The organism is Rhizobium sp. LC145, assembly GCF_001005825.1.
GTDB lineage: Bacteria > Pseudomonadota > Alphaproteobacteria > Rhizobiales > Rhizobiaceae > Neorhizobium.
This window is the reverse complement of the sequence record NZ_LBHV01000003.1, coordinates 106,047-129,013: the sequence shown is the minus strand read 5'-3', so window position 1 is coordinate 129,013 and position 22,967 is coordinate 106,047. Positions and strand designations below refer to the sequence as shown.

Sequence of the window (22,967 nt, the reverse complement as noted above, 5' to 3'; positions counted from 1 at the left end):
AACGTGGTTTATAGCGGACGCAAGAACACGTGCGGACGGAGACGGGCATGCAGGCGATACGATATCATGAGGGAGACATTTCGGCAGAGGATGCGGCGCGCTACACGGGCGCGATCGCCATCGACACCGAAACGCTCGGCCTCGTGCCGCGGCGCGACCGCCTCTGCGTGGTACAGCTTTCGCCGGGAGACGGCTCGGCGGACATCATCCGCATCGCCGCCGGCCAGCGCGAGGCACCGAACCTCGTTGCAATGCTGGCGGATCCCGCCCGCCAGAAGATCTTCCACTACGGGCGTTTCGACATCGCCGTGCTCTTTCATACCTTCGGTGTGACGACGACACCGGTCTTCTGCACCAAGATCGCCTCCAGGCTTACCCGCACCTATACCGACCGGCACGGCCTGAAGGATAACCTCAAGGAAATGCTGGACATCGACGTCTCCAAGGCGCAGCAGCAATCGGATTGGGCAGCCGAGATGCTTTCCCCGGCGCAGCTCGAATATGCCGCCTCCGACGTGCTCCACCTGCATGCCCTTGCCCACAAGCTCACCGAGCGGCTGATCCGCGACGGCCGGAACGAGCTTGCGCAGGCCTGCTTCGCCTTCCTGCCCACGCGCGCCAAGCTGGACCTGCTCGGCTGGGAGGAAACCGACATATTCGCCCATAGCTGATGGAGCAGCGCGGTTCGAAAGGCCGGCCCGTCCATGAGACGGGTCCCTATCTCGAGCCGGTGCGCCTTGCCGTCCGGCGGGCACTCGCCCCGCTTCCCTGGTGGCTATCCGAATTCATCCTCTTCGGACTGAAACAGGCCTGGGCCTGCCTGTTCGCGGCGATCATGCTTGGGCTCATCATCGCCACCAAGCTCGTCTGGCAACCCGACTGGCCGCTCTACCGCTATGATGCGCTATTCCTTGCCGCATTCGCGTTTCAGGCCCTCCTCCTGCGCTTCAAGATGGAAAGCTGGGAGGAGGCCAGGGTCATCCTGATCTATCACGTCACCGGCACGATCATGGAGATATTCAAGGTTCACATGGGTTCGTGGACCTATCCGGAACCGGCGATCTTTCAGATCGCGGGCGTGCCGCTGTTTTCCGGCTTCATGTATGCCTCGATCGGCTCCTTCATGGCCCGTACGATCCGCATCTTCGACATGCGGTTCACGCACTATCCGCCGATGTGGCAGACCCTGCTGCTCGCGGCCGCGATCTACGTGAATTTCTTCACCCACCATTACCTGCCGGATGCGCGCTATGTGCTGTTTGCCGCGACCGTGATCGTCTTCCGACATGTCAGCATTCATTTCACCACCGACCGGACGACCTTGCATATGCCGCTGGTGGTCGCGGCCTTTCTGTCCTCGGTTTTCCTCTGGGTTGCCGAAAATATCGGAACGCTTACCGGCACCTGGCTTTATCCGACGCAGAAGACCTGGCATGCGGTCTCGCTCGGCAAGCTCGGATCATGGTATCTGCTGCTCTATGTGAGCTTCGTGCTGGTGACGCTGGTCCTCAAGCCACGCGCTCCGAATTTCGCCCGGAAAATACTGCCGGTTGAAATTTCTCGTTAACCACAAGCGGCTACCTTTTGCCCGTATCATCTCCAGGAGATCGGGACCCGGGCATGTTGCTTCCCACCCAGCAGACCCAAGGACTTGCAGCGACCAATCTGATGCAGTCGATGCTCGACGGCATGGAGGAAAACCGCAAGCGCCAGGAAGAGGAGCGCACAGGCGAGAAGAGGGACCCGCTCGCGGAGGCCCGCATCGGCGCCAGCATCGAGGCTCAACGAGCGCGCGAAAAAATCTCCGAAGCCCTCTTCGGCAGCAACGGCACCGATGCCAATGCGCTCAAGATCCAGCTCATAGAGCGGCTCGCGACAAAGCTCGGCATCGATACGGACGAGGCACGCTCCTCTTATAAGCTCGGCCGTGCACTCGAGGACGTGCTCAAGACGATGGACCCTGCGGCCAAGAGCAAGCTCGAGGACGAACTCGGGCTGAAGGAAATCGGCGTCTCCATCGACACGCTGCTGGCAGCCATCAAGAATCCATATGGCGACGACAACGCACGTCTGATGGAAGGCCTCACGAAGAAGGCGAATGGCGGCAAGCTCGGCACAGAGATCGAACGCGTCGTCCAGCGGCTCGAAGACGTCGCCGACCCGAAGACGCTGGAGGAGTTGAAGCTCGGACCGCAGGGCTACGATCCTACCCGGATCGAGGACGAGGCGACACGGGCCGAGCGTCAGGACGACATAAAGGCGGCCGAGGCCTCGGAAAAGCTCGAAGACGTCAAGGAAATGCAGGATGCGGTCGAGGAACGGAACGACGCCGCACCTTCCCATGCCGATGACCCGGACGCGCCATCCACCGGCGGTGCAGAGACACTCGTTATTCTGGCCGCTGCCGCGGAGCGGTTGCCGGAAAACGCCGAGGATGAGGCCACGGATCAGATCGATGGCGATGCCACGTCAAACCCAGCTTCGGTGAGCGCTGAAGCGCCGGTGAAAGAGATTGCCGCGCGGATGGCAGAAGCCATCATCGAGACGTCCCATGAACAACCGTTGGATGTCCTTTCAATCTCGATCGATGATATCGGGCTTTACGAGCTCCTGAAAGAACGACGCTCAGCCTGAGGTGATTTCTCCTGGCCGGCACCCTTTCCATAATCGGTCCCAAGATTTTCGAGGCGATGTTTGCGGAATGTTAACCATTTTCGCACACTAAAAGGATGTATTCGGCATTGGCGATGCCATGAGGCGTCCCGGCCGCAGCGCCGCTCCGCTGTGAAAACACTTCACCACTAGCCGAGCTGTCTCCCCGACAACATGGAGCGAGCCATGCTGCCTCCGGTCAGTGCCACGTTCAGGCCGCGCGCCGAGCACCCGAGCCCCACGCCGCCGGCCGCTGCCCAGCCACCGGCCAACACGGCCAATACCGCTCCCGTGGAGGCCGAGACACTTGCGGGCGGGCGGCTGGACATTCTCGCGCTCGCCGGCCAGCTATCGCTGGCGCGGGGGCTATCCGTCCTTGCCGAGACAATCGGCAAGCTCCTGAAGATCGATCGGCAGGAAGGCGAACCGCTCGCCGATTACGCTCAACGGCTGGCGGAAGCCATCCGCGCCTTGAGCCCAGCCGATCGGGCGGCGCTGGAGCGCAGCCTCAACCAGATAGTCAAAGGTATTCCACTGCGCCTGCTTGCCGAAATACTCAAGAACCCGGCAGGTCCCGAGGCGGCGCAACTCAGCCTTCGCATGGAATTGGCTCAATTCCTCGGGCGTGACCTCGCCGCAAGAGCTGTCGCCAGTTCCTATCGCCAGAATGCGGGAACCACGCTTCTGCTCGGTTCCTCTGCCCGGCCGCCATCCCCGATCCCGCCTCCAGCGACCGGTTCGGCAGCTACCGGCAGCACAACACCCAGCCCTACGGCGAATGCAGCGGGAGAAGCACGACCGCCCGGCGCGGGCGCGGCCTCTTCCGTAGATAGGGCCTCTCCTGTAGATATTGGGGCCGCCCGCGGGGAAAAGCTCCTCCTTCAATCCCAGAGGGTTCTGGGCGGAGCTTCCGGCGGCGGAGATGTTGAAGCTCCAGGGCAAAGGGCGATGGAGACATCCCTCCCGACGAAACCGGTGCCGGGCGCGGTCCAGACTGTGCCGGCAAGAACCGGAGCCGCGAAGCCCGAAACGGTCGAAGCTCCGCCCCATTCGAACGAGGGCAATTCCCCCGCCCGGGCAAGCGGCAATGGCGCCGTTGGAATCACAGGCGAAGAGCGTATCACTGGAAAAGCATCTGCAGGCGCTCGTCCGTCGCCTCCATCGTCGGCGGTGCTCTATGACGCGCCCGCGCTCATCCGCATGTCGCAGCGTTCCGCCGAACCGGAGCAGGCACGCCATCCGCAACGGGTGCCCTACGATCCCGAACGGCTGGCGCTCACAGCCCTGACAGAATGGCTGACGGAGGCGCTTTCCGGAGAGGGCGAGGCAAGGCCGCTTCGCGCCGGTGCATTCCCGCCCCAGGCCAGCTCGATCGATACTCCCGAAACACAAGCCCATGCCACGCCCCTTGCCGATGAGGAGCCCGCAGGACGCGCAAACCGCAATCCTCCAACCGGTGAAAACGCATCCGATCCAATGAGAAGGCCGGCCGGACTTGCCGAGGGCGCCAAGGCCGGACTACCGGCCATGGCGGAACTCATCGCGCAGCAGGGAGCAATGCTGCAGCAACTCGCGGCCGCAGCCATTCGCGAAGGATTGGCACTCCCCTATGTCGCCTACCCGCCGGCAGCCGAGGAACCGGAAGCCGAAGAGCCGACGGCACGGCAAGTGGACCGGACCGACGAAGACGGCGAACAGCAATCTTCGGGACAGGGCGGCTTCAATCGCCATGACGAGGAAACCGGCCAGGAGGAAGCCGGCGAAGGAGAGGGTGATCCATCCGTCCAGGAAGCGGATGCGGCGGTGCAGGCGCAAGATTACTACTTGCGGATGGCCGGCTGGTCCTGATCCTCGTCCTCGGGTGATCCTCCGATTTAGCCCGAGGATCACCCGAGGACGAGATACCAAGACAATAAAAAACCGCCGGACTTGCATCCGGCGGTTTTTGTTCTTTTCAAACGCTGATTACTCGGCGCTGTTGCGGTTCTTCAGAGCCGCACCGAGAATGTCGCCGAGCGACGCGCCCGAGTCGGACGAGCCGAACTGAGCGACGGCTTCCTTCTCTTCCGCGATCTCGAGAGCCTTGATCGACAGCATGACCTTGCGGTCCTTCTTGGACCAGTTGACGACGCGGGCGTCGAAAACCTGGCCAACCGAGAAACGCTCCGGACGCTGATCGTCGCGATCGCGTGCCAGGTCGTTGCGGCGGATGAAGGAGGTGATGTCTTCGTGGTTGACGAGCTTCACTTCCACGCCACCGTCGTTGACGCCGATGACTTCGCAGGAAACGACCGCGTTCTTGCGCAGTTCGCCGGAAGCGGCAGCTTCACCGACCGCGTCACGGCCGAGCTGCTTGATGCCGAGCGAGATGCGCTCCTTCTCGACGTCCACATCGAGAACGACAGCCTTGACGACGTCACCCTTGTTGAACTCCTCGATGACCTGTTCGCCCGGACGGTTCCAGTCGAGGTCGGAGAGGTGAACCATGCCGTCGACATCGCCTTCGAGGCCAATGAACAGGCCGAATTCGGTCTTGTTCTTGACTTCGCCTTCAACTTCAGTGCCGGCCGGATGTGAGTAGGCGAATGCCTGCCACGGATTTTCCAGCGTCTGCTTGAGGCCGAGCGAAATGCGGCGCTTGGTCGGATCGACTTCGAGAACGACGACATCGACTTCCTGGCTCGTGGACAGGATCTTGCCGGGGTGGACGTTCTTCTTGGTCCAGGACATTTCGGAGATGTGGATCAGGCCTTCGATGCCCGGCTCCAGCTCGACGAACGCACCGTAGTCGGTGATGTTCGTGACGGTACCGGAAATCTTCTTGCCGACCGGATACTTGGCCGAGATGCCATCCCACGGATCGGACTCGAGCTGCTTCATGCCGAGCGAGATGCGGTGGGTTTCCTGGTTGATGCGGATGATCTGAACCTTGACCTGCTGGCCGATGTTCAGGATTTCCGACGGATGGTTGACGCGGCGCCATGCCATGTCGGTGACGTGCAGCAGGCCGTCGATGCCGCCGAGGTCGACGAACGCACCGTAATCGGTGATGTTCTTGACGACACCCTCGACAACCTGGCCTTCCTCGAGGTTCTGAACGATTTCAGAACGCTGCTCGGCGCGGGACTCTTCGAGAACCGTACGGCGCGAGACGACGATGTTGCCGCGGCGCTTGTCCATCTTGAGGATTTCGAAGGGCTGCGGGTTGTGCATGAGCGGAGTGACGTCGCGGATCGGACGGATGTCCACCTGCGAACGCGGCAGGAAGGCGACAGCGCCGTCGAGATCGACGGTGAAACCACCCTTGACCTGGTTGAAGATGACGCCTTCGACGCGCTCGCCAGCCTCGAACTTGGCTTCGAGCTTGATCCAGCTTTCTTCGCGGCGGGCCTTCTCACGCGACAGAACGGCTTCACCAAGCGCGTTCTCGATGCGCTCGACATAGACCTCTACCTCGTCGCCGACCTTCAGCGTGCCGTCCTTGCCCTTGGCGCCGAACTCCTTGAGAGCGATGCGGCCTTCGACCTTGAGGCCGACGTCAACGACGGCTACGTCCTTTTCAATCGCGGTCACGATGCCCTTGGCAACATAGCCTTCGGCGAGATCGGTCTTGGAAAAGGACTCTTCGAGGAGGGCTGCGAAGTCCTCCCGCGTGGGGTTAGATACTGACATGAAATCTCCTGATCGTGTCCGTCTAGGACACAGATGCGCCGGTGGTTCGTGTTAAACACGCCCGAAGTCCAAGTCCGCCTCTTCTTTCAGAGGCAATCCGGCGCGAGGACTGAACTGCAGGCTTTCGACGTGCCGGCAAGCCGGCAGGTCTTCATTTCGTCTTCAAGACAGCGTCGATGATCGCTTTCGCGGCCTGAAACGCCGCCTCTATACTCATTTCCGACGTATCAAGCAAGTGCGCGTCGCCTGCCGGCTTCAGCGGGCTGTCGGTTCGGCCCATGTCGCGTTCATCGCGCTTCTTCACGTCAGAGAAGATCGCCTCGTAATCGGCCACGCCACCCCTGGCGATGATCTCGTCATAACGGCGCCTTGCCCTCACCTCCGGCGAAGCCGTCACGTAGAGCTTAACCGGCGCTTCGGGGCAAACCACCGTGCCGATATCGCGGCCGTCGAGCACCGTGCCCGGCTTTTTCTTCGAAAAGCTACGCTGCGCTTCGACCAGCGCCCGGCGGACCGAGGGCATGACAGCGATCCTGGATGCGGCCTCGCCGACTTCGTGGCTGGACAACAGATCGCGATCAAGGCTCGAAAGCTCGACCTTTCCGGCCATTGCCGCGGCCACAGGCTCGTCGTCCAGCGGCAATCCGGCATCGAGCAGGGCCTTGGCGGTCGCCCGATAGGTGAGCCCGGTATCCAGGTGATGGAAGCCGTAGGCCTCAGCGATCCTCCGCGACAGCGTGCCCTTGCCGGCCGCGGCAGGCCCATCGATGGCGATAATCATGTTCCAGACATTCTCCTAGTGGCCCTGGGGGCCTATGCTTCGCGCGCGGCACCATAGAGCCGCACGAGCTCCGCCATATCGCCTTGGCCGGGCGCTTGTGCAAGCCCCTCCGCCACGCCTTGGCGATCCGCCGCAGGCCTGTTCTGGCTGACCTTCCACTTGCCTTCAATTTCGGCGATCTCGATTTCGATGCCGACGATGCCCTTCAACTGGGCGCGGATGAAATCCTCCGGAGCATCGCCGACAGCCCAAGGTGCCGCACGCGAGCCCTCATGCTCCGCCGTGATGGCATTGATCTGGTCGAGCAGCCAATCGGCATCCTCGACCACCCGCGCGAGCCCACGCGCCTGCACGATCGCGTAGTTCCAGGTCGGCACCACTTTCCCGGTTTCACGCTTCGTCTGGTACCAGGAAGGCGTGACGTAGGAATCGGCACCCTGGAAAACGGCGAGAACCGGTGCGCCGTCGCGAATGTCCTTCCATTGCGCATTGGCGCGGGCGAGATGCAGTTTCAGTACGCCCTTCGCGGAGGCTGCGGAATCCAAATGGAACGGCACGAGATTGGCGATCAGGCCAGAGCTGCCGGCAGTGACCAGAAGCCCGAGAGGATGAGCACGGATCAGCGCGTGCTGCGTGTCGAGATTTTCTTCCCTGAAATGCGGTGGCTGATACATTCGTCTCGTCCTTCGCTCATGATGGGCGGTACCTATCACAAAGCGCTCCGGAGATCATCCACGCCGCCGTTATGGAACCCATGAAAGTTTGTCTTTGACATCAAACGGCGCAAGCCTTATGGGGACCGGCTTAGATTTTTCACCCTACAATTGCCGCTCAAGCGGCGTGCCGATCCATTCGGCCATCCTGATGAGGCTCTGACTGTGGCAAAAGCGGAACTCGGAACCAAACGTACCGACCCGGATACCGGCAAGAAGTTCTACGACCTGAACCGTGATCCGGTGGTCTCCCCCTATACCGGCAAGTCCTGGCCGCTTTCCTTCTTCGAAGAGAACAGCGCCGCCGTGAAGATGGAACAGGCCGAGGAAGAGGACGTTCAGGAAGTCGATACCGAAAATCCGGAAGTGGAACTCGTCTCGCTGGAAGAAGGCGACGAGGCTTCCGGCGGCGACGATATTCCGGATATGGGCGACGACGAAGACGTCGATCTCGGCGATGACGACGACGATACCTTCCTCGAGGCCGACGAGGACGAAGACGACGACGATATGTCCGGCATCATCGGCGTGACCGGCGACGACGACGAAGTCTGATCGAGACATTCGGCCCGGCGATCTCAACAAAAATCGCCGGGCTGAAAAAATTCGGCTTGCACTCTGCGAAAACCGGAAGTAATAAGCCGCCACTCCGAAGGGCACACCGGCCCCGACGAGTTTCCCAGGACCGGAAGAACACCGGACCACCCTGATGGGGCTATAGCTCAGCTGGGAGAGCGCTTGCATGGCATGCAAGAGGTCAGCGGTTCGATCCCGCTTAGCTCCACCAAATCCTTCCATAAAATATTGATATGTTGCGCCTGTCTATTTGAGACAGGTCAGATTCCGCTTCCTGCGCATGAAAACGCAAGAGAGCTTGCCGCGTTCACGCGGCAAGCGGTCAAGCAAGATGGCTTGGATGTAGCACGCCGGCATGCCCGCAGCGCGGGATCAGACGATCGCCTTCCCATCCGCGTCGAAGCGGTGGATGCTCGCGTTGTCCGGGGTGGCGAAAACCACGTCGTCCGGCGCATGAGCGTGTTCGCCGAAGAGGCGGACGGTCAGAAGGCCGGTCGTTTCGGTTTCGAGATAGACGATGGTGTCTGCGCCGAGGTGCTCCACGTGAATCACCTTGCCCTTCCACTCGCCGCTTTCGCGTGAAAGCGAAATATGCTCCGGCCGGATACCAATCGTCTTTGTTCCCCCTTGGGCACCCGACTGGCCGAGCCGCTCGGCGGGAATGAAATTCATTTGCGGCGAGCCGATGAAGCCGGCGACGAAGAGATTGGCCGGCCTGTTGTAGAGATCCATGGGCGAGCCGACCTGTTCGATCGCTCCGGCGTTCAGCACGACGATCTTGTCGGCAAGCGTCATCGCCTCCACCTGATCATGGGTGACGTAGATCATTGTCGCCTTCAGTCTCCGGTGCAGCCCGGCGATCTCCAGCCGTGTCTGGACGCGCAGCGCCGCATCCAGGTTCGAGAGCGGCTCGTCGAACAGGAAGAGCTTCGGCTCGCGCACGATGGCGCGGCCGATGGCGACGCGCTGACGCTGACCGCCGGAGAGTTCCGCCGGCCGGCGGGCCAGATAGGGATCGAGCGAGAGCATGGAGGACGCCTTGGCGACGCGTGCGTCGATCTCGGCCTTCTCCGTGCCGGCCTGCTTCAAACCGAGGCCCATATTGTCCTTCACCGAAAGGTGCGGATAAAGCGCGTAGGACTGGAACACCATGGCGATGCCACGCTTCGCCGGCGGAGTGACGGAGACCTCCCGGCCGTCGATCCGCACGCTGCCGGAACTCGCATCCTCAAGGCCTGCAATGACGCGCAGGAGCGTGGACTTGCCGCAGCCGGAGGGGCCGACGAAGATCACAAATTCGCCATCCTCGACTTCGAGGTCGATCCCCTTCAGCACCTCGTGGCTGCCGAAGGCCTTGCGGATGGAATTAAGCTGCAGCGAACCCAAAAGCGTTTTCCTTTAAAGAAAGATCGGCGTGCCGGTGCGAACGCTCTCATCCGCGGCAAGGCAGATGCGGAGCGACTGCACGGCATCGTTCATGTGCCGGCTAAGATCGATGTCTTCACGGATGGCCTTCAACACATAGGCCTGTTCGAGATCGCAGAGATCCTGATGGCCCGGTTCGCCTTCCATGGCGAGATGCTCGTCGGGCCGCAGGAAGCGGCCATCCGGACCCGTCTCGGCATCATGGACGCGGATCATCGAGGTCTTGGTATGAGCATCGATGTCGTCGGACCTGATGTTCGGGTCCATGACGATGGAGACGGAGCCCTTGGGCGACATGACATCCTTCACGAAGAAGGCAGTTTCCGAGATCATCGGGCCCCAGCCCGCCTCATACCAGCCGACCGAGCCGTCTTCGAACATCACCTGCAGATGGCCGTAATTATACATATTCGGCGCGATATCGTCCGAGAGCCTCAGCCCCATGCCGCGTACCTGCACGGGCCTTGCATCGGTGATCTGGCACATCACATCGACGTAGTGCACGCCGCAATCGACGATCGGGCTGGTCGTCCGCATCAGCGCCTTGTGCGTTTCCCATGTCGGGCCGCTGGACTGCTGATTGAGATTCATGCGGAAAACGTAAGGCGGCCCAAGCTTGCGGGCCTCTGCGATCAGGCGCATCCAAGAGGGGTGATGGCGCAGGATATAGCCGATCACCAACTTGCGGCCGTGCTTTTCCGCTGCCGCGACGACGCGCTCCGCATCGGCAACCGTGGTGGCAAGCGGCTTTTCCACGAAGACGTGGCAACCTGCCTCGAAAGCCATCACCGCATAATCCGCATGGGTATCGGAATAGGTATTGATGGAGCAGAGGTCCGGTTTCAGCTCGGCCAGCGCATCCTCGAAGCGGGGGTGGATCTCATAGCCCCGCAGCTCCTCCGGCAGGGCGACTGCCGAACGGTTCACCAGACCGACGATCTCGAAGCCCGGATTGCGATGATAGGCGAGCGCATGGCTTCGCCCCATATTGCCGAGACCTGCCACGAGGACGCGGATCGGTTTTTCGGATGACGTCACTTCACGGCTCCGGAGGTGATGCCGCGGATCAATTGCCGCGAGAAGATGACATAGAGGACGAGGACCGGCAGGATAGCAAGCGAGAGCGCCGACAGCACCGCATTCCAGTTGATGACGAACTGGCCGATGAACATCTGGGCGCCGAGCGTGACCGTCTTGGTGCTTTCTCCGGGCGCCAGGATCAGCGGAAACCAGAGATCGTTCCAGATCGGGATCATGGTGAAGACCGCGACCGTCGCCATGGCCGGACGAACCAGCGGCAGGACGAGGCGGAAGAAAATGGCGTATTCGGAAAGCCCGTCGATGCGGCCGGCATTCTTCAGGTCGTCGGAAACCGTACGCATGAATTCCGACAGGATGAACACCGCAAGCGGCAATCCTTGCGCCGTATAGACCAGGATCAGCCCTGTCAGCGTGTTGACGAGACCGCTTGCCACCATGCCCTGGAGGATCGCGACGGTGCCGAGGCGGATCGGGATCATGATGCCGAGCGCGAGATAGAGGCCCATCAGCGTGTTGCCACGGAAGCGGTATTCGGAAAGCGCGAAAGCCGCCATGGCGCCGAACAGCAGCACCAGCGCGATCGAAGCCACGGTGACGATGAAGCTGTTCTGGAAGTAGCCGAGGAAATTCCCCTGGCTCAGCACCGTTTCATAGCCGATCAGGCTGAAGTTCGACGGGGTGGGTAGCGACATCGGCTCGCGGAAGATCGCGTTGCGGTTCTTGAACGAGTTCACGATCGTCAGGAAGACGGGGAAGAGCGCAACCAGCGTATAGGCGATCAGCGCCAGGTGAACGAATGCGGAGCGGGTCGGGGAAAAGCGTGCTTTCGACATTTCCGACCTCAGAACTGATAGCGGCGCATGCGCCGCTGGATGACGAAAAGATAGAGCGAAACACCAGCCAGGATGATCAGGAACATCACGGTAGCGATCGTCGCGCCCATGGAACGGTCGCCGAGCTGAAGCTGGAAGCCGAAGAAGGTGCGGTAAAGCAGCGTCCCCAGAATATCGGTGGACTTGTCAGGACCGGCAAGCGCCCCCTGAACCGTATAGATCAGGTCGAAAGCGTTGAAGTTGCCGACGAAGGTGAGGATCGAGATGATGCCGATCGCCGGCAGGATGAGCGGCAGCTTGATCTTCCAGAACTGGCTCCAGCCGGTAATGCCGTCGCATTCGGCGGCTTCCAGAACCTCGTCCGGAATGTTGAGGAGTGCCGCATAGATCAACATCATCGGGATGCCGACATATTGCCAGACGGAGATCAGCGAGACGGCGATAAGCGCCGTATTCGGCTTGCCGAGCCACGGCGCGAAGGCCCATTTGAGGCCGACGAGATCCAGCATCCAGGGCGTGATGCCCCAGATGGGCGAGAGGATGAGCTTCCAGATGAAGCCGACGATGACGAAGGAAAGCAGCGTCGGCACGAAGATGGCGCTGCGATAGAAGGCGGCGAAGCGCAGGTTGGGCACCGAAAGCATGGCGGCAAGCGCAATGCCGATCGGGTTCTGCACCAGCATGTGGATCACGAAGAAGATGATATTGTTCTTGAGCGCGTTCCAGAACTCCGCCGCCCAGCGCGGATCGCCGAACAGAACCTTGAAATTCGCAAGTCCTACGAACCGCACCTGCCCTTCGACAAGGTTGAAGAAGGAAAGCCTCAGCGTCTCGATCAGCGGCAGGATCATGATTGCCGTGTAGACGACGACCGCGGGCGCCAGAAAGACGGCGATATGCCAGCGCACCGGACGCTTGGCCGGGCCAGTCTCGATCTCTGTCATTTCGGCATCGGTCATTATGTTCTGATCCAAGGTTGAGGCAAGCAACCACCTCCCCCTTGTGGGGGAGGTCGCAGCGTAGCCGCCGGAGGGGGTGACAAACTCTTCCTAAGTCGAGGCGAAATCACCCCACCCCGTCACTATGTGCCGACCCTCCCCTCACGGGGAGGGTAACAGGCTCACTTCGCCGGCTTGTACCAGCTATCGAGGCCCTTCTGCAGCTTCTCAGCGGCCTGTTCAGGCGTATCGGTGCCGTTGATGACATTGGCCGATTCCACCCAGGTCTCGTTTTCCAGGTTCGGCGTGCCGCGCGAGAGGACCTGATAGGTGGAGCGGATCGTCGGCTGGCACTTCTCGCGCCAGGAGACGAATTCCTGCGCCAGCGGATCCTGCATCTTCACCGCCGTCGAGTTCAGGCTGAAGAAGCCGGGCAGCGCATTGGCGTAGAGATCCGCGAACTCCGCCGAGGCAACGAAGGAAAGGAATTTCTTGGCCGCTTCCGCATTGCCGCTCTTGGCGTTGAGACCGATGCCGATATCGTTGTGGTCGGAGATGTAGCAGGTATCGCCTGCGTTCTTCACCGGCGGCGGGAAGGCGCCCATCTTGAACTGCGCCTGCGTGTTGAACGGGCCGATTTCCCAGGAGCCGGCCGGATAGATGGCGGCGCGGCCAAGGGTGAAGAGGTTCTGGCTGTCGGGATAGGTCTGCGCCTCGAAACCATCGCCGAGATAGTCTTTCCACTTGGCAAGCACCTTATAGGGCTCGACCCAGGGCTCGTCCGTCAGCTTCTGCTCGCCCTTGATGAGAGCCTTGCGGCCTTCCTCGCCCTTCCAGTAGGTGGGGCCGATGTTCTGATAGCCCATGGTCGCAGCTTCCCAGAGATCCTTGGTGCCCATGGCCATCGGGATATAGTTGCCGTCGGCCTTGATCTTGTCGAGGAGCGCGAAGAACTCGGCTTCCGTGGTCGGCGGAGTGAGGCCGAGTTCGGTAAAGGCGTCGGCGTTATAGATGAAGCCGTGAATGACAGAGGCCATCGGAACGCAGAAGGTGGTGGCGCCGTCATCCGTCGTCCATGCGGACTTGGCCACGTCGGAGAAATTCTCCATGCCCGGCAGGTCGTTCAGGCTGGCGAGCTGACCCTTGTTGAAAAGCTCGAGCGATGCATCGAACGGGCGGCAGGTGATGAGGTCACCGGCAGAGCCCGCATCGAGCTTGGCATTGAGCGCGGCGTTGTATTCGGTCGGCGCCGTCGGGGAGAAGGCGATCTTGATCCCCGGGTTCTTCGCCTCGAAGGCCGGAATGATCTTCTCCTGCCAGATCGGCAGATCGTCGTTACGCCAGCTCTCGATCGTCAGTGTGACGTCCTGAGCATAGGCCATGCCCGCCGGAGCGAGCACGGTCGTGGCAAAAAGCATGCCTTTCAAGATGCGGGTCATGATGTTCTCCCTCTTTTGCGCCTTCAAGCGCGTTTGTGGAACCCGGTTGAATTTTCAAATTCGGCAAGGGCCGGACGCAAAACCCCGCCCGAACGCGCCAAAGCCTCGCGCGCCGCGTCGGCATCCGGCGCGCCGGCGGCAAGCAATACTGCAATCTTCACGGAGCCGCCGGCCACCTGCATCTGGCGGAAAGCCTCGTCGATTCCGGTTCCGGAGATTTCCGAGACCATGCGGGCGGCGCGGACGCGCAACTTTTCATTGTCGGCGCGCAGATTGACCATATGGCCGTCATGCACGTGACCGAGCTGGACGGCGGTCAGCGTCGACAGCATGTTGAAGGCGATCTTCTGTGCGGTTCCCGCGCCCATGCGGGTGGAACCCGCCACCAGTTCCGGCGGAGTGGCAAGCAGGATCGCAGCATCCGCATCGGCAAACAGCTTCGCACCGGCATTGTTGGCCATGGCGACGATACGGGCGCCACTTGCCTTGGCAACACGCGCAATCGCCAGCGCATAGGGCGTCGAGCCGCTGGCCGAAACACAGATCACGCAATCGCCCGCGGCAATTATCTCCGCATCCTTCTCAGCGAGCGCGACATCGTCTTCCGGCGCGCCCTCCATATCCGTGAGGCTCGAGATGCCACCGGCCAGGAGAAGCACGATCTGCTCGCGGGGAATTCCGTAGGTTCCAGGAAGTTCTAGCGCATCGGCCATGGCCATCAGGCCGGAGCTTCCGGCACCCGCATAGACGAGCTTGCCGCCGGCGCGCAAAGTCAAGGAAACGAGATCAGCGGCCTTCGCGATTGCCTCGACGGCACCATCGACGGCGCTCGCCGCCTCCTGCTGGCCCATTGCCAGAAGCGTCAGGATCTCCTTCGGATCGAGCCTATCCAGCCCTTCCGCTTTCCCATGCCTGGCTTCGGTGGCAATTCTGCTCATCCGCTTCTCCCCTGATGACAAAATGATGCCAAAAAAATACCAATTGTCCAGAAGGAAAATTAACTTTTATGCACGACGACAAACACCAACTGCCTAGAATACGAAATTACTTAGCAAAAACAATCAATTAAAAACCATTCATTTTCAAGCAGGCAATTGACCCTTGGTTAATGGTAGTTTTTTGGTATTATTCCTCTCGGAGGTATCCATGGCGTCCTATCTGATTGGAATCGATGGCGGAGGAACGAGCTGCCGCGCGGCGGTGGCCGATGTCGACGGCCGCATCCTGGGGCGCGGCAAGAGCGGCGCTTCCAACATCCTCACCGATCCGGATACCGCTCTCAAGCATATCACCGAATGCGCGCGGCTCGCCTTTCGCGATGCCGGGCTCGACGAGGACCTCCATATAGCGGCCTCCGCCCTGCTCGGACTTGCCGGCAACAATGTCGGGGATGCAGTCAACTACGTACGCGCCCGGCTGCCCTTCGCGCGGTCGGAAATCGTGTCGGACGGGCTCATTGCCTTGCAGGGCGCGATCGGGGACGAGGACGGGGCGATTGCTATCGTCGGCACCGGCACGATCTTCATCGTCCGGCACCAGGGGGCGCTGCACTACCTGGGCGGCTGGGGATTTCAGGCTGGCGATCTCGGCGGCGGCGCCCGTCTCGGCCATGCCGCCCTGCAGGAAAGCCTGCTTGCCTACGACCATATCCGGCCCATGACCGAGCTTTGCAAAGAAATCCTCGGCGAATTCGACAACGACCCGACCAAGGTGGTCGATTTCGCGCGCAATGCGCATCCAGGCCTCTTCGGGCGCTATGCGCCCAAAGTCATAGACTTTGCCGCGAAGGGGGACAGAAGCGCGCTGCGGCTGATGCGGGATGCGGCGGCCCATGTGGACGAGGCGCTGGATGCGGTGGCCGCCATTACCGGCGGGACCGGAAGGCTCTGCCTGCTCGGCGGACTTGCCGGGATCTATCCCGCATATCTTGCGGACCGGCATCGCATCCGCTTTTCCGAGCCGCTTGCGGATGCGCTGACCGGCGCGGTGGCGCTCGCGGCAAGCACCTTCCAGGCCGATGCGAGGGCTGCATCATGAACCAGGCGCTTTCCGCGATCCTGCCGCTCGATGCCCTGCAATCGTTAGGAAGCGGGCCGCTCTACCTCAAGCTCCGCCAGACGCTGGAGGAGGCCATTCACTCCGGCCGGCTCGCCCATGGGGACGCCCTGCCGGCCGAACGCGACCTGGCAGATTATGCAAATGTCAGCCGCGTGACCGTGCGCAAGGCGGTGGACGACCTCGTGAAGGACGGATTGCTGGCCAGGCGGCAGGGCTCCGGCACCTTCGTCGTCAAGCCGGTTTCAAAAGTGCAGCAGCCGCTTTCGCAGCTCACCTCGTTCACCGAGGACATGGCGAGACGCGGATTGGAGACCCGCGCCGAATGGCTGGAACGGGGGCTCTTCCACCCCTCGCCCGAGGAAATGATGATGCTCGGCCTTGCGCCCGGCACCATGGTCGCCCGACTCGGGCGGCTTCGCATCGCCAACGACATGCCGCTCGCCATCGAGCGCGCCAGCCTTTCCGCGGAGTTCCTGCCCGATCCGCGCACGGTCGATACCTCGCTCTATGCGGAGCTCGAAAAGACCCGTTCGCGGCCGATGCGCGCGATCCAGCGAATTTCGGCCTGCAATGTGAAGAACCCGGATGCCGGACTTCTGGCGGTGCCGGTAGGTGCTGCGGGGCTCTCGATCGAGCGCATTTCCTATCTCGCTTCGGGGCGCGTGGTGGAATTCACCCGCTCGCTCTATCGCGGCGATGCCTATGACTTCGTGGCCGAGCTTACGATCGGCGGAAACTGACAGGACGAGACGATGCAGACCCATATGCGCCAAGAAATCAACGAGGTGCCGGAAGCGACGGCACGGCTTCTGGAAAAGGGCGCTGCGGATTTCGCGGCAGCCGGCCGGGCGCTGCGGGAGAAAGATCCGGCATTCCTGATCACCATCGCCCGCGGTTCTTCCGACCACGCCGCAACCTTCATCAAATATGCCGCGGAACTCACCGCCGGTCGGCCGGTGGCTTCACTGGGGCCGTCGCTCGCATCGATCTACGGCGCCAAGTTGAAGCTGCAGGGTGGCGCGGCGATCGCGATCTCGCAATCCGGCAAGAGCCCGGACATCGTCTCCATGGCACAGGCCGCCACCGATTCCGGCGCGGTCACCATCGCGCTCACCAATACGATCCCTTCGCCGCTTGCTTCGGCCTCCCGCCACGCGCTCGACATTCAGGCCGGTCCCGAGCTTGCCGTCGCAGCCACGAAATCCTTCGTCAACTCGATCGTCGCCGGCCTTGCCGTGCTTTCGGAATGGACCGAGGACGAGGCGCTGAAGGCAGCGATCCGCAATCTTCCGGACCATTTCGCAAGGGCCGTCGCGCTCGAATGGACTGAGCTTGCCGAGGTGCTCGGCGAGGCGGAATCGCTTTACATGCTCGGCCGCGGCCCGGCTCTCGCGATCGCCAGCGAAGCGGCGCTGAAATTCAAGGAAACCTCCAACATGCATGCGGAGGCCTATTCGGCGGCCGAGGTGCTGCATGGGCCGGTGGCACTGGTCGGCAAGCAGTTTCCGGTCATAGGTTTTGCCGCGCGCGACGCGGCCGAAGCCTCGGCCGTCGAGATCGCCGACGGTCTGGCGGCCAAGGGGGCTTCGGTCTTCGTCACCTCCTCCAACGTAAAACAGGCCCAAACCCTGCCCTTCGTTGCGACCGGCCACCCGATCACCGATGCGCTGGCGCTGATCCTGCCCTTCTACGGCTTCGTCGAGGCCTGGTCACGTGCGCGAGGCTTCAACCCCGATGCGCCGGCAGCCCTCAAGAAGGTAACCGAAACCCGATGACCAGCAGAAAAGCCATCACCGGCGCCCGCATCTTCGACGGCTCCTCCTGGCACGACGATGCCGCGCTTCTGATTTTCGACGGCAAAATCGAAGCGATCCTTGCGCCGGCAGCCGTTCCTTCGGACGCCGAGAAGACCGATGCCGCGGGTGGGCTCATCGTGCCCGGCTTCATCGATCTGCAGGTCAATGGCGGCGGCGGCGTGATGCTGAACGACGAACCAACCGCCGTTGGTCTACGCAAGATCTGCGCGGCGCATGCGAAATTCGGCACCACGGCTCTCTTGCCGACTCTGATCACCGATACGCGCGAGACCACGGCGGCCGTCGTTGCCGCCGGCAAGCGGGCGACCGAAGAAGGCGTTCCGGGTTTCCTTGGCCTGCATCTCGAGGGCCCGCATCTTTCGCTCGCCCGCAAGGGCGCGCACGATCCAAAACTGATCCGGCCGATGGAAGAGGCCGACCTCGACCTCATCCTTTCCTGCCAGGGCAAGATGCCTGCGCTGATGACCACCATCGCACCGGAAAACGTTACCACCGAACAGGTGGCGCGGCTTGCGGCGGCAGGTTTCGTCGTCAGCCTCGGCCATACGGAGACGGATTACGATACCGCAAGACGCTATGCCGAGGCCGGAGCCCGGACCGTCACCCATCTCTTCAACGCCATGAGTCCGCTCGGCCACCGCCAACCCGGCCTGGTCGGCGCAGCACTCGATATCGGCTCGCTCCATGCCGGGCTGATCGCCGACGGCATTCATGTGCACCCGGCTTCCATGGCGGCCGCGTTGCGCGCCAAGAATGGGCCGGGCAAGATCTTCATCGTCACCGATGCCATGTCGACCATCGGCACCGATCTGAAGAGCTTCATGCTGAACGGGCGCGAAATCCTGCGCCAGGACGGACGGCTGACGCTTGCCGACGGGACGCTCGCCGGCGCGGATATCGACATGCTTTCCTCCGTCCGCTTCGTGCATGAGGCGCTTGGCCTGCCGCTCGAAGAGGCGGTCAGCATGGCTTCCGCCTATCCGGCCGAGGCCATGGGGCTCAGCGATCGCAAAGGCGCGCTGAAACCCGGATACGACGCGGATTTCTTACTGCTGAGCGATAGCCTCGACATGAAGAGCACCTGGATCGGTGGCGACTGCGTGCATCGATAGAGCAAAGGACGCTCAAGTAGTCAGGCCGCGGGAAAGCGGACCGCGACCTTCAGCCCGCGACCCTTGGCGCCATCGAGCAGGCTCACCGTGGCGCCATGAAGGCCGGCGACCTCCTCGACGATCGGCAGGCCGAGACCGCTTCCCGTCCTGTCCTGCCGGCCGCCGCGATCGAAGCGTTTCAGCGCTGCGTCCCGGTTTTCCCTCGGAATGCCCGGTCCGTCATCCTCCACCTCCAGCACTACCGCCTGCCCGCTTCTCGCCACCCTGACCGTCACCTCCGCACCATGGCCGGCATAAAGCAGCGCATTGGCCAGCAGGTTCTTCAGAAGCTCTCCGATAAGCAGGGGCTCCGCAGCCACCACCGCTTCCGCCTCACCCTCGAAGCCGAGATCGATGCCGGCTTCCGCCGCAAGCGGTACATGATCCGCCGTGATACTGCGCGCCAGCGCGGCAATATCCGTGGAAACGAGCGACGCAGACCGCGTGGCCGCATCGATCTTGGCCATCAGCAGCAGTTGGGCGACGATGCGCTCGGCATCCGCCACCGCCTCGTCGGCCTTGCGGGCCGCTTCCTTCGCCTCATCAAGGCCGGTTGCGCGGGCCGCCAGCGCCAACTGGGTGCGGATGATGGCGAGCGGCGTGCGAAGCTGGTGACTGGCATTGCCGGTGAAGTGGCGCAGCGCCTTCAGCGCGCTCTCGAGACGCACCATGAAGGAATTCACGGTATCGACCAGCCCCTGCACCTCGTTCGGCACGCGTTCGTTGATCGGATGCAGATCGTCGGGGCTGCGCTCGGCAATCGCCTCGCTGAACCGATAGAGAGGACGCAGGGACAGCGTGACCGCCACCCAGACAATGGCTGCAGCGCCCGCGATCATGAGCAGAAGGCGCAGTGCCGACCGGATCAGGATTTCCCGCGTCAACTGCTGGCGCGCGATGGTCGTTTCGGCAACCGTGACGATGAAGGGTACGGAATTCACGCCGGTGGAGGCCGAGCGGGCGAGCGCCGCGACGCGGATGGGCTCGCCGCGAAAGGTCGCGTTCTGGAAAGCGGGCGCCTGTCCCTCGCGCCGGGGGATCGAGGGCAGGTTCTGGTAACCGGTGATGAAGTTCCCCGGCGGTCCATCCACCCGGTAGAAGACGCGGTCCTGGGCGGCAGATGTCAGCATTTCAAGCGCCACATAGGGGATATCGACCTCGAGCGAGCCATCCTCCGCCACGATCACCCGCTCGGCAATCGCCAGCGCCGAGCCGGCGAGCACGCGATCGGAGACTTCATTCGCCGTGTCCACCGCCTCGCCCCAGGTATCGACCATCGCAATGGAGCCGATCACGGCGGTCGAAAGCAGGAGCCAGGCAAGCAGCCGGCGGCGCAGCGAATAGGCGGCGGTCCGGGTCATGCGCCTGGAGCTGCCGCTTCGAGATAATAACCGATGCCGCGCGCGGTCTTGACCGTCAATCCGTGCGGCGCCAGCCGCCGGCGCAGCCGGCTGACATATTGCTCGATGGCATTGGCCGACAGATCGTCGCCGAAACCGGTCAGCGAAGCGACGATCGCATCCTTCGAGACCACCTTGCCGGCGCGCATGAAGAGGAGTTCCAGCAGCGCCACCTCACGCGCGGGGATATCGAGCGGCACTCCATGGCTGGAAAAGGTGCGCGAGGGAAGATCGAGCGTCACGCCGCCATATTGCACGACCGAGCTTCGGAGCCAGGCCTGACGCCGCAACAGGACACGGATGCGCGCCTCGAATTCGGAAATGTCGAAGGGCTTGATCATGTAATCGTCGGCGCCGAGATCGAGGCCCTTCACCCGCTCTTCCGGCGTGCCCCGGGCGGTCAGGATCATCACCGCCGCCTTGTTCTGCCGCGCCCGCATGGAACGCAAGACATCGAGCCCGTCCATTTCGGGAACATTGAGATCGAGGATGACCAGATCATAGGCTTCCGCCGCAGCGACCGCCTCGGCCGATGCGCCATCGGCCACGGCATCGACCACATAGCCGCTGCCGCGCAGGATCGTCGTCAGGCCCTCGGCCAGCGCCTGATTGTCCTCGACCAGAAGAATGCGCACGAAATCTCCCCGCTTCGGCGCCGATTATAGACGCCGGGACGGGGAGATGTCACGGAGGATGGTTATTTACCGGCGGCCGAGATAATCCATCTTGCCGACCGGCACGCCCTTGTGGCGCAGGATGGCGTAGGCCGTCGTCACGTGGAAGAAGAAGTTCGGGATCGCGAAATTGAGGATGTAGCTTTTGCCCGTGAATTCGACGGGACCACTATGGGTCTTGAGCACGACCTCCATTCCCTCCTTATCGTCCATGGCATTCTGCGGAATGGATTTCAGCAGTGCCACCGTCTTTTCGATGCGGGCATGCAGTTCGGCGAAGCTTGCCTCCTCGTCGGCCATCGGCACGTTCTCGATTCCCGCCACGCGAACCGCGGCGAATTTGGCGGAATCGCTGGCTCGCTGGATCTGACCGGTCAGCGGATACATGTCCCCGATCAACCGGGCTTCCAGGAGCTCCTGGTGGGTGAGCCCCTTCTCATCGGCGAAGGCTTCACCTTTCTTGAGGATTTCCGAGAGGTTACCGAAGGCGCGGATGAAGACCGGAATGCTGACATCATAGAGTGAGAGCGACATGGACATGACCTTTTATGTGGAATGCGCGAGCGGAAGCACCGGGCGCGCCTGGACGGCAAAGAGGTAGTGACGGCCGGGCATTACACAAGCCTCCGCCTCCCCTGCCCGTCCCTTATCTTCACCCGTGTTGCAGGCACGAACCAGCTGCCGTTGCTTGTCTCCGAAACTTGCCTCGGGCATTGTTGCCCGATGATGCGCATTTTCCAGTTCCTGCTCTGTCTTACCGCGTTGCCCGCTTCGGCAGCGGCGGATACGACCTTCTATCCGGCTCCTTCGGGAAAGACGGATGCGCCGGTCCTGGTGGTTTATTCCTCGCTCGACGAGCCTCTCGCCAAGCCGATGATCGCCGGATTCCAGGCCGTCAATCCGGATATTGCCGTGCGTTATGAGGACATGCTGACGGGCGAGGTCTACGATCGCATCGTCAAGGAGACCGATGCCGGCCAGAAGACCGCCGACTTCGCCTTCTCCTCCGCCATGGACCTGCAGGTGAAGCTTGCCAACGACGGCTACGCGCAGCCAAGCGATCTGCCGATGAGCGAACAATGGCCAAGCTGGGCGAACTGGCGCAACACGGCATACGCGCTGACCTTCGAGCCCGCGGTCTTCGTCTATCACAAGCCCAGTTTCCGGGATGAGCCGCCGCCCGCGACCCGCGCCGAGTTCGTGGACTATCTGCGGAAGAAGGGCGACGCCGTTTACGGCCGGATCGGCACCTATGATATCGAACGCTCGGGCGTCGGGTTTCTATTCATGGCGCGCGACCAAGAGCAGTTCGGCGATATCTGGTCGGTGATCCAGGCCATGGGAGCTGCCGGCGTCAAGCTCTATTCCACTAGCCAGGCGATCGTGGAACGCGTTGCCGATGGCCGATTCGTGCTCGGTTACAATATCCTCGGCTCCTATGCGGCCGACTGGGCCTCCCGGCATCCGGATGTCGGGATCGTATTGCCGAAGGATTATACGGTGGTGATGTCCCGGATAGGGCTGGTGCCGCATGCAGCGGCCTCCCCGGAGCTCGGCAAGCGCTATCTCGAATTCTTCATGTCGAAGGGCGGCCAGACGATCATGGCGCGCGAATTACAGATCCCGGCCGTCAGCCCTGAGGTGGCCGGCAACAATACCGCCACAACGCTTCGGGAAATGCTGGGCGGCCAGTTGAAGCCCGTGCCGGTCAGTCTCGGGCTGATGGTCTATCTCGACCAGGTGAAGCGGGCGCGGCTCATCGACCGCTGGAACGAGGTTCTGCGGCTGCAATAGCCG

General features: G+C 62.2%; 22 protein-coding genes and 1 tRNA gene. 11 read left to right on the top strand and 12 right to left on the bottom strand.

Annotated elements, in window-relative coordinates:
• The first annotated feature begins 47 nt into the window (after positions 1–47).
• The 4 genes from YH62_RS08900 (at position 48) to YH62_RS08885 (ending at position 4,500) form a co-directional block, all read left to right on the top strand.
• Positions 48–671: a ribonuclease D gene (locus tag YH62_RS08900; protein WP_046793852.1), complete on the top strand. Its 624-nt coding sequence runs from the start codon at positions 48–50 to the stop codon at positions 669–671.
• Positions 671–1,567, top strand: a complete 897-nt coding sequence (locus YH62_RS08895) for a DUF817 domain-containing protein (RefSeq protein WP_046793851.1) — start codon at positions 671–673, stop codon at positions 1,565–1,567. Before YH62_RS08900 ends, YH62_RS08895 begins: the two co-directional genes overlap by 1 nt.
• Before the next feature lie 53 nt (positions 1,568–1,620).
• A complete protein-coding gene (locus YH62_RS08890; protein WP_046793850.1) occupies positions 1,621–2,634 on the top strand; it encodes a hypothetical protein in 1,014 nt (337 codons plus the stop codon).
• Between the two features lie 204 nt (positions 2,635–2,838).
• Positions 2,839–4,500, top strand: a complete 1,662-nt coding sequence (locus tag YH62_RS08885) for a hypothetical protein (RefSeq protein WP_046793849.1) — start codon at positions 2,839–2,841, stop codon at positions 4,498–4,500.
• A 117-nt stretch (positions 4,501–4,617) separates the two neighbouring features.
• On the opposite strand, the gene rpsA is transcribed toward YH62_RS08885, so the two are convergent.
• The 3 genes from rpsA to YH62_RS08870 all read right to left on the bottom strand — a co-directional run bounded on the left by rpsA (position 4,618) and on the right by YH62_RS08870 (position 7,779).
• A complete protein-coding gene (rpsA, locus tag YH62_RS08880) occupies positions 4,618–6,324 on the bottom strand; it encodes a 30S ribosomal protein S1 (protein ID WP_046793848.1) in 1,707 nt (568 codons plus the stop codon).
• A 151-nt stretch (positions 6,325–6,475) separates the two neighbouring features.
• Positions 6,476–7,105 (bottom strand): (d)CMP kinase, encoded by a 630-nt coding sequence (gene cmk, locus YH62_RS08875; protein ID WP_046793847.1) that lies wholly within the window; start codon positions 7,103–7,105, stop codon positions 6,476–6,478.
• 32 nt (positions 7,106–7,137) lie between these two features.
• Entirely contained in the window at positions 7,138–7,779 is a 642-nt protein-coding gene (locus YH62_RS08870) for an FMN-binding negative transcriptional regulator (protein ID WP_046793846.1), read from the bottom strand.
• A gap of 204 nt (positions 7,780–7,983) precedes the next feature.
• On the opposite strand from YH62_RS08870, the gene YH62_RS08865 reads away from it, so the two are divergent.
• Positions 7,984–8,373: a TIGR02300 family protein gene (locus tag YH62_RS08865; protein ID WP_046793845.1), complete on the top strand. Its 390-nt coding sequence runs from the start codon at positions 7,984–7,986 to the stop codon at positions 8,371–8,373.
• A 156-nt stretch (positions 8,374–8,529) separates the two neighbouring features.
• Positions 8,530–8,605 (top strand) — tRNA-Ala (locus tag YH62_RS08860).
• Positions 8,606–8,766: 161 nt separating this feature from the next.
• Here the strand turns inward: YH62_RS08860 and YH62_RS08855 are convergent.
• From YH62_RS08855 to YH62_RS08830, 6 genes are all read right to left on the bottom strand, one after another.
• Positions 8,767–9,780 (bottom strand): ABC transporter ATP-binding protein, encoded by a 1,014-nt coding sequence (locus YH62_RS08855; RefSeq protein WP_046793844.1) that lies wholly within the window; start codon positions 9,778–9,780, stop codon positions 8,767–8,769.
• A gap of 12 nt (positions 9,781–9,792) precedes the next feature.
• Positions 9,793–10,857, bottom strand: coding sequence for a Gfo/Idh/MocA family oxidoreductase (locus tag YH62_RS08850; RefSeq protein ID WP_046793843.1), 1,065 nt, complete (start codon positions 10,855–10,857; stop codon positions 9,793–9,795).
• On the bottom strand, positions 10,854–11,693 hold the full coding sequence (locus tag YH62_RS08845; protein WP_046793842.1) for a carbohydrate ABC transporter permease: 840 nt from the start codon (positions 11,691–11,693) through the stop codon (positions 10,854–10,856). The genes YH62_RS08850 and YH62_RS08845 overlap by 4 nt, the downstream gene beginning before the upstream one ends.
• An 8-nt stretch (positions 11,694–11,701) precedes the next feature.
• Positions 11,702–12,652: a sugar ABC transporter permease gene (locus YH62_RS08840; protein ID WP_137326576.1), complete on the bottom strand. Its 951-nt coding sequence runs from the start codon at positions 12,650–12,652 to the stop codon at positions 11,702–11,704.
• Positions 12,653–12,813: 161 nt separating this feature from the next.
• Positions 12,814–14,070: an ABC transporter substrate-binding protein gene (locus YH62_RS08835; protein ID WP_046793841.1), complete on the bottom strand. Its 1,257-nt coding sequence runs from the start codon at positions 14,068–14,070 to the stop codon at positions 12,814–12,816.
• A gap of 23 nt (positions 14,071–14,093) precedes the next feature.
• Positions 14,094–15,008 (bottom strand): N-acetylmuramic acid 6-phosphate etherase, encoded by a 915-nt coding sequence (locus tag YH62_RS08830; protein ID WP_046793840.1) that lies wholly within the window; start codon positions 15,006–15,008, stop codon positions 14,094–14,096.
• Positions 15,009–15,216: 208 nt separating this feature from the next.
• On the opposite strand from YH62_RS08830, the gene YH62_RS08825 reads away from it, so the two are divergent.
• The 4 genes from YH62_RS08825 to nagA are packed head-to-tail and all read left to right on the top strand — an operon-like array spanning position 15,217 to position 19,057.
• Complete coding sequence (locus tag YH62_RS08825) at positions 15,217–16,107, top strand: N-acetylglucosamine kinase (RefSeq protein ID WP_046793839.1); 891 nt, start codon at positions 15,217–15,219, stop codon at positions 16,105–16,107.
• Positions 16,104–16,868, top strand: a complete 765-nt coding sequence (locus tag YH62_RS08820; RefSeq protein WP_046793838.1) for a GntR family transcriptional regulator — start codon at positions 16,104–16,106, stop codon at positions 16,866–16,868. Before YH62_RS08825 ends, YH62_RS08820 begins: the two co-directional genes overlap by 4 nt.
• Positions 16,869–16,880: 12 nt before the next feature.
• Positions 16,881–17,903 (top strand): SIS domain-containing protein, encoded by a 1,023-nt coding sequence (locus YH62_RS08815; RefSeq protein ID WP_046793837.1) that lies wholly within the window; start codon positions 16,881–16,883, stop codon positions 17,901–17,903.
• Positions 17,900–19,057 (top strand): N-acetylglucosamine-6-phosphate deacetylase, encoded by a 1,158-nt coding sequence (nagA, locus tag YH62_RS08810; protein ID WP_046793836.1) that lies wholly within the window; start codon positions 17,900–17,902, stop codon positions 19,055–19,057. The genes YH62_RS08815 and nagA overlap by 4 nt, the downstream gene beginning before the upstream one ends.
• Positions 19,058–19,077: 20 nt before the next feature.
• Here the strand turns inward: nagA and YH62_RS08805 are convergent, their stop codons facing one another.
• The 3 genes from YH62_RS08805 to YH62_RS08795 form a co-directional block, all read right to left on the bottom strand.
• A complete protein-coding gene (locus YH62_RS08805; RefSeq protein WP_046793835.1) occupies positions 19,078–20,457 on the bottom strand; it encodes a sensor histidine kinase in 1,380 nt (459 codons plus the stop codon).
• Positions 20,454–21,131, bottom strand: a complete 678-nt coding sequence (locus YH62_RS08800; RefSeq protein WP_046793834.1) for a response regulator transcription factor — start codon at positions 21,129–21,131, stop codon at positions 20,454–20,456. Before YH62_RS08800 ends, YH62_RS08805 begins: the two co-directional genes overlap by 4 nt.
• A gap of 66 nt (positions 21,132–21,197) precedes the next feature.
• Positions 21,198–21,704: a DUF1993 domain-containing protein gene (locus YH62_RS08795; RefSeq protein ID WP_046794301.1), complete on the bottom strand. Its 507-nt coding sequence runs from the start codon at positions 21,702–21,704 to the stop codon at positions 21,198–21,200.
• Between the two features lie 189 nt (positions 21,705–21,893).
• Here YH62_RS08795 and YH62_RS08790 point away from each other — a divergent pair, with 189 nt between their 5' ends.
• The gene (locus YH62_RS08790) at positions 21,894–22,964 is read left to right on the top strand and encodes an ABC transporter substrate-binding protein (protein WP_046793833.1); all 1,071 of its coding nucleotides are present in this window, start codon (positions 21,894–21,896) and stop codon (positions 22,962–22,964) included.
• The last annotated feature ends 3 nt before the right edge of the window (positions 22,965–22,967 follow it).